7 protein-coding genes are annotated in these 7,241 nt (G+C 33.6%); 5 read left to right on the top strand and 2 right to left on the bottom strand.

Annotation, left to right across the window (positions count from 1 at the left end; all coding sequences use genetic code 11):
* Positions 1–402 precede the first annotated feature (402 nt).
* From EK386_RS16420 to solA, 4 genes are all read left to right on the top strand, one after another.
* A complete protein-coding gene (locus EK386_RS16420; RefSeq protein WP_126660265.1) occupies positions 403–744 on the top strand; it encodes a PadR family transcriptional regulator in 342 nt (113 codons plus the stop codon).
* Positions 741–1,280 (top strand): DUF2812 domain-containing protein, encoded by a 540-nt coding sequence (locus tag EK386_RS16415; protein WP_126660264.1) that lies wholly within the window; start codon positions 741–743, stop codon positions 1,278–1,280. Before EK386_RS16420 ends, EK386_RS16415 begins: the two co-directional genes overlap by 4 nt.
* Before the next feature lie 82 nt (positions 1,281–1,362).
* Positions 1,363–2,298 carry a DNA/RNA non-specific endonuclease gene (locus EK386_RS16410; protein WP_126660263.1) on the top strand — a complete coding sequence of 312 codons (936 nt, stop codon included), beginning with the start codon at positions 1,363–1,365 and terminating at the stop codon, positions 2,296–2,298.
* A gap of 314 nt (positions 2,299–2,612) precedes the next feature.
* Complete coding sequence (solA, locus tag EK386_RS16405) at positions 2,613–3,743, top strand: N-methyl-L-tryptophan oxidase (protein WP_126660262.1); 1,131 nt, start codon at positions 2,613–2,615, stop codon at positions 3,741–3,743.
* Between the two features lie 414 nt (positions 3,744–4,157).
* On the opposite strand, the gene EK386_RS16400 is transcribed toward solA, so the two are convergent.
* Positions 4,158–5,102, bottom strand: coding sequence for a hypothetical protein (locus tag EK386_RS16400; protein ID WP_126660261.1), 945 nt, complete (start codon positions 5,100–5,102; stop codon positions 4,158–4,160).
* Between the two features lie 170 nt (positions 5,103–5,272).
* Between EK386_RS16400 and EK386_RS16395 the strand changes: the two genes are divergently transcribed.
* Entirely contained in the window at positions 5,273–5,758 is a 486-nt protein-coding gene (locus EK386_RS16395) for a hypothetical protein (RefSeq protein ID WP_126660260.1), read from the top strand.
* A 353-nt stretch (positions 5,759–6,111) separates the two neighbouring features.
* Here the strand turns inward: EK386_RS16395 and EK386_RS16390 are convergent, their stop codons facing one another.
* Positions 6,112–7,005 carry a tyrosine-type recombinase/integrase gene (locus tag EK386_RS16390; RefSeq protein WP_126660259.1) on the bottom strand — a complete coding sequence of 298 codons (894 nt, stop codon included), beginning with the start codon at positions 7,003–7,005 and terminating at the stop codon, positions 6,112–6,114.
* Positions 7,006–7,241: the final 236 nt, after the last annotated feature.

The raw sequence follows: 7,241 nt of genomic DNA, 5'->3' as shown, positions 1-7,241 counted from the left end.
CTGTATTCCTGTATTCCTGTATTCCTGTATTCCTGTATTCCTGTATTCCTGTATTCCTGTATTCCTGTATTCCTGTATTCCTGTATTCCTGTATTCCTGTATTCCTGTATTCCTGTATTCCTGTATTCCTGTATTTAAGTTTAATTACAAATACGGGGATTTGCAAACTTAGTTCTGTAAATGCAGTTTGATTTTAAAGAGCGCTCAGACGAATCGAGTAAGACAAGTCCTCCAAGCTTTTGTTTTAAAAATCCTTAGAATCGTAATTACACAATGATACTATCTCAACTAAAAGAATTTTTAATGAAAGGAGGATTATCTGGTTTTTTATTGACTTATATATCATTAAACGATATATTACATTTAACGATATATCATTAAATGATACAAAGGAGGGAGATCATGGGAAGAAATGTCTCATTAGAAATGGGCGAACTGACGGACACAGCTTACTATATTTTATTGTCTTTAATGGATGCAAAGCATGGTTATCTCATTATGCAAACGATTGAAGAAATGACCAACCAGCGATTTTCAATTGGGCCTGCTTCTATGTACACAACAATTAAGAAATTGTTAGCTGCTGAATTAATTCAACTGTTTGATGATCATGATCCGAAAAGAAAAAGCTATATTGCAACAGAAAAAGGCATTGAACTTTTAAAAGAAGAAGTAAAGCGAAGACGGGAAATGGTATTACATGCAGAAGAAATATTTAAAAGAAAAGGGGAGCAGTTAACATGAAACAAGTTAAATATATTCCTAGCGGTGGTTTAGCTTTTTTTGAAGAGAAAGAGATGAAAAAGCTTGCCGAATATGCAAAAGAGGGATGGATTTTAGAAAAAATTGCAGGGTTAGGATACAAGTTAAGAAAAGGGGAACGTAAGGACATTGAGTATTCATTGGATTATCAAAAAGAAGTAGATGATGAGTACTTTGCTCTCTTTGAAGCTGCTGGATGGTCACATGTATGTTCTGTAGGAAATGAAATTCATATATTTAGTGCATCCACAGGAACCAAGCCAATCTATACGGACAGACCAACTACTATTGAAAAATATGAAAGAGAAAAGAAACAGATGGGGAAATCTGCTCTTCCGTTCTTCATTTCTACCGTTGTATTTTGGCTACTTGGTATCTTTAGCAATCCGGGATGGGCATCAGAAAGCATCACAAACCTTTTTCAAGTGCTAGGTTTGATTTCCCTAGCCATCCTCATATTCCCGGGTCTGCCATACCTTTCTTATCAGTTTAAACTATTGAAATTACGAAAAGAGTAAATATCTTGTGCTATTATTAATAGGTTAACATTCCAAGATTTTTAGAATGAACAATATGAACCTATTATAGGAGAGTCCTAAAATGAAAAAGAAAACGAACTATTTAATCTTACTTTTAACGACCATCTTTATGGTTGGTTGTACCGACGTAGAAGATGCATCGATTACAGATGGAGAAACAGATCCACAAGAAGTAACTACAGTTGATACAAATAAAAATAGTGAAGAAGAAACTATCACTACGGCTGTTAATGAACCAGTAGTAGAGGAAACACCAACCCAACCAAATAATGAGCTGTTCTCAGGATACAAACTTATCGAAGTTGATGGTGGTGATTTGTCTGGATATCGTGAATCTAAGGTCGTCGTTGATATTGGTTATGGGGACCGTGAATATTGGGCATTTACTAATGAATACGGGCAACTAGTACGTGTTATTGCTGACAAAATCATTCTACAAGATGACCGTAACGAACCGGTATTATCGTCTGGCAGATACTACGCTGATGAGGCCAAAGTTCCTGGTGTCGAAAGTGCCGTTTTAGATGAAGGACATATCATTGCTGATTCTCTTGGAGGGGTGTCAAATGCTTATAATATTACCCCACAAGATAGTACGCTCAACCGACATGGTGACCAAGCTTATATGGAAGATGCGATTCGTAAAGCTGGTGGAGCCACTAATTTCGAAGCGCTTATCACATATCCAAATACGAAAACGCAGATTCCTTCAAGTTATCAGTATACCTATACTATAAAGGGCAACAAGATTGTCGATACATTTGACAACGTGAACCCAGATGAAGTAAACGCATCACTCGGTTTAACAGGTAGTGAGCCTTCCAATTCAACTAGTTCAAATACAAAAGGCGATATTTCTAGTGTTGATACAAACGGTAATGGACAGGTGACGATTAAAGAAGCAAAAGATGCAGGTTTCAGTATGCCAATAACGCGTGATCATTGGTTATATCCTTATATGCGCGATAATGATAATGACGGTATGGTAGGTGAGTAAACATCTAGAACTTCGAGGCAAAATAAATGAACGAAAGAACATTTTGCGAACCGGTATCTGTACAAAAACAACTGAAGTTAATGCAGTGTAAAAAGTCGAATTTAATTCGGCTTTTTTCATACCTAATTAACGTCATAACTTGATCCTTATGAAACATCTTCTATTTCGCACTCGGTTCATATCGTTGGGGAATGTGTTAAAAGATACACGAATCTTAAAATGGTTTGACATGACACTTAACAAAAATGTATGCTTTTTGCAACTAAACAAGCGAGAAAATACTTAATAATAGGCTTTTAGAGAGGTAGAAACGAATGTTAAATTATGATGTTATAGTAGTTGGTGCTGGTTCTATGGGAATGGCGGCAGGATATTATTTATCTTTAACGGGGAAAAAGGTACTTTTATTAGATTCGCATAATCCTCCTCATGATAAGGGCAGTCATCATGGGGAAACAAGAATTATCAGACATGCTTATGGAGAAGGCGAAGAGTATGTACCTTTAGCACTTAAGGCACAAGAGTTGTGGTATGAGTTAGAGAAAGAAACAGGAAAACAGTTCTTTTTAAAAACAGGGGTTTTAAATGTAGGGAAAGAATCTTCTAGTTTTATTAAAAATATAATTTCTAGCTCTAAACGCTTTTCTCTTCCAATTGAAATAATGAGTGCAGAAGATATTAAAGAACGTTGGCCAGGTATTAAAGTGCCAAGTGATTACATTGGTTGCTATGAACCAACTTCTGGTGTACTTCGATGCGAAGAATGTATTGATGCATATCGCGAATTAGCTATAGTAAATGGAGTCACGATTTTAACAAACAGTAGAGTTACATCTATTACTGCTAAAGCAGGAAGTGTCAAGGTATCAACAGATTCAAATTCCTTTACAGCTCACTCTTTAATTTTGACTGCTGGTGCATGGTCAAATCAATTATTATCCATGCTTGACTTGGAGCTACCTCTTAATCCCGTAAGAAAGACCTTTGCATGGTTTGATGTGGACGAGGAACTTTATGGGGAAAATGTTTTTCCAGCTTTCGCGTTTGATACACCAATTGGCGACTACTATGGATTCCCTAGCATTCAAAAAGCGGGATTGAAAGTAGGTAGACACGATGGAGGAACGACGATAAATCCAGATGAAACAATCACAACATTTGGTGAGGAAATAGGAGATCAAGAAGACTTGATACATTTCTTAACAAACTTTATTCCTTCTACTGGGCAATTATTATATGGAAAAACATGTACATACACACTAACACCTGATGAGAACTTTATTGTAGATTTACATCCAAAACATCCGAATATTGCAATAGCAGCAGGATTTTCAGGACATGGTTTTAAATTTAGCAGTGTAATAGGGAAGATTTTAAGTGAATTAATAATAGACAGACGAACAAATGAAAATATAGACCTTTTTGCTATTAAACGATTTAAGTAAGAATTAAAACCCATTTCAGTTTACAGATTAGTATTATTCCTTAATCAACTGTTCCAACCTATAGGAGCGCTTTTCTCAAGTAGAAAGCGCTTATTTTCATTATAGAGACAGATTGCGAGGTACTTCCGCTAATAAAAATGTCCATATAGATTAGAAATTAGGCTAACCTGTATTCCTGTATTCCTGTATTCCTGTATTCCTGTATTCCTGTATTCCTGTATTCCTAGTATTTACAGAGGTCTGTAAATACTAGGAATACATTTTTATTTAAAAGTGTGCTCAGGCGACTCAAGAAAGGTATCTCTAGTCTCTATGTTGCCCCTAGTACAAAGATAAAAGATGCAATTAAAAAGAAATTTACTCCAGTTGCTTACTTTTTAATTTAGAGTTAGGTATTATCCTCAGAAGATAAATTTACAAATATTTGTTCGTTAATTTTTGTTCGTTATAATTTAGGATATTTTGTAATCTTTTAATTACAGAGTAGTGAATAAAATCAATATTTTTCTCTCGGAGCAAATCTTCGATAAATTTTGCTAAACCAATTATAGAAACTTTTATAAACTCCGTTGAATAAAGATTTGACTCCTCTTCCCACTCTGTTATTCCTATTGAATATTCGAAACCACTTTCACTAGAAGTTTCCATAATTATGACTAATAATTCAACTTCAATTTCATCTTCATCATAAAAGGCAAGTACCTCCACATCACCTTTTAAAATTATAAAATCTGGAAATAAAGCACAAATAGAATTGAAATCTATATGTTCTTTAAGATATGATGGCATTTTTATATATATAAGGTCTAGCAAATCCTCCTGTGTAATAATGTTTATTGTTTTGTTTGGTGATGTAGGCATAACCATTACCTCTTCTTCACTATTAAGTATATATATTAATGACTTTATTAAGCTTTCTAACTTTTCGCTTTCGATATTTATTGAAACATTTAAAACTTTTTCTGCAAATTTATTTATTTCGCTATTGTTAATATAGGATTTGATTAATGGAATCCACTCTTTTAAAAGAGCAATATGTTTTACTCCATAGCTTTGCCTTCCGAGTAGCTTATTTATATTTTTACGTAAACCGCCATTTTCTGAAACTACGGTAAGCCGATCTTTCATTTCTTTAATATCTTCAGCTTTAATTATACTTTTCTTGATAGGTTTCACTGTGAATGAAAGATTTACTTTCTCCCCCGTAAAATCACCAGCTATCACTAACAATTTAGCAAATATGTTTACATTATTAGACTTGATTTCTGAGTTTTTCGAGAATGTAAAACAGCTAAATATTTCTTCAAAAATTTCATGTATATTAGAAAGTTGAACATTTTGTATTAAACTACTTTTCATTTAGAACTCCTCCTTAATAAATTCATTATCTCATATCTATTTGGTTAAATAATGGAAAAAAACATGGAAATATATCCTGATATTTTTCCATTATTTCATAGTTTTATTTGACATATAATCATGTTAACAGGAGTAAATCCTAGTAAATAAAAATTAGGAGGGTACTGAGAGTGAGTAATAAAATACACATCGAAATCCAAAAGTATTATCTATTTCTCAATCTTATTAAAAATTCACCTGATGCGGGTAGAACTGTTGTGACAAATGGGGATATAGAAAAAAAATTAACAAAGAATCTGAATCTTTGGGTGAATCTTAAAAGTCGTAAAGTAAGTGATGAAAGAGCTTTTGTTGATGGTACATTAGCTGAACTTTATAGTAAAAATTATATAAAGCGAGTAAACAAAGGTGAATACCGAATTACAGAAACAGGAATATATTATTTTTATGAGTTACAAGAAATTTTAATCGAAAATTATGATTTTGAATTTCCAATGATTCCTGAAGGATTATCGGAAGTACAAGCTTATGAAGCAATAGTAGTCAATAAGAAATTTGAGTATAGTCCAGCACAACATGAGATCTTAACTCTAGATAATGTTGCACAATTAGCTCTAGAAGATTATCAAAATATTAACGAAGGTATAGAAATATGAATTCAAAAACATTTAACATTGTTAGTTATTAAATCCCACTATTTCTTAATTTTTATAATCACTTATAAATCATTCAAATCTGCTTAATTAAAAATTAACTATTCATTATTCTGCAATCCATCCCCCTCAATGGACATTACGCCGGATTTAATCCGGCTCTTTTTTATATCCAATAGTTTCATAAATTAAGACATTAATTGGTGTCATATCTAAGGTTCAATTCAAAGCGACTTACGTTTTTTTACTTACACTAATAAACAGATGCATTTAGCCGAGGCAAAGCAATCAATACCTTGGCTTTTTTTAGCATAAAAACACGAGTTTCTTCTATTATATAGTGTATTTTTTAACCACTACAAAAACTCATCCACATCATCGGTCCGTAAGTTAATATAATGCTGCATAATCGTTTGATGGGATTTGTGGCCAGATTGTTTGGCGATGGTTGGAATGTCGGCTCCTTTTTGGTACATTGAGGTGATTTGTGTTTTTCGGAAAGTGTACGGTGCAAATCCTAACCAACTTTGAATTGCCTGGTTATAACTAATTTCATTGATTTGCCGACTTGTATGATTTCCCCACTTATCAGCTGCTCCCACAAAATAATCATCCGCTTGCAGTTCGCATTCTTGAATATACTTCTTTACAACTTGTACACATTCAAGCGTTAAGCGTTTTTCTTTCATTTCTCCTTGTTTCTTCATCATGACATTGACCGTACGATTCTCAAGATCAAAGTCACTTACCTTCAAACGGACCATTTCGGAAGGGCGATTCGCCGTAATCAGGTTCACTAAACAAATGGCTCGTTTCCGGATATCGCTTTTATTGTTCGTATCATACCGATCAATTAACCGCAGCACATCGCTTTGTTGTTCAGCTCGTTTTCCCTTCATTGGCTTCAGACGTAAAAATTCTTCTTCATTATATAGTTGGCGTAATAATTTAATTTGATTAGCCTGGTCTGCAGTCATCATTAACCCATACTCGTTCATGAGCCAATACTTTATTCCAGCGAGTCGCCGATTAAACGTCGATAACCGTACGCGCTCTTTTATAATGGATTCATGGAGATACAATTCCAACGAGTTAAAATCAACTGGTAAAAAGTGTTGATCACAAAATGTAGCGAACGCTTTAAAATTCGGTTCATACATCTCTAATTTTTTCGCTTTCATCAAGTGAAGTGTTTGATCCTTCTCTTGCTTCATTTTAAATTGCTCTAGCGAAAACAAATTTTCCTCCATGTAATCACCCCCTTATTACCAATTAAATTAGTTGGTTTTAATGCGCATTTATAAGAACAAATGTTTCTTCAATTCTACCATTTTCAACCTTAGATAACGATAGTTTTTTAAGGTTGAAAAAATGAGTTTTCCTCAAGAACTCCTACTTACAAATAACTAATGATTGGTTCATTGTTGATGTTCAAGTTAATTAATTTTTTAAAGCTACGTTTTGAGTTAAATGATAACTCATATGA

Origin of the sequence: Lysinibacillus antri (assembly GCF_003977595.1) — a bacterium.
Taxonomy (GTDB): Bacteria; Bacillota; Bacilli; order Bacillales_A; family Planococcaceae; genus Ureibacillus; species Ureibacillus antri.
This window is presented reverse-complemented; position numbering and strand designations above follow the sequence as displayed.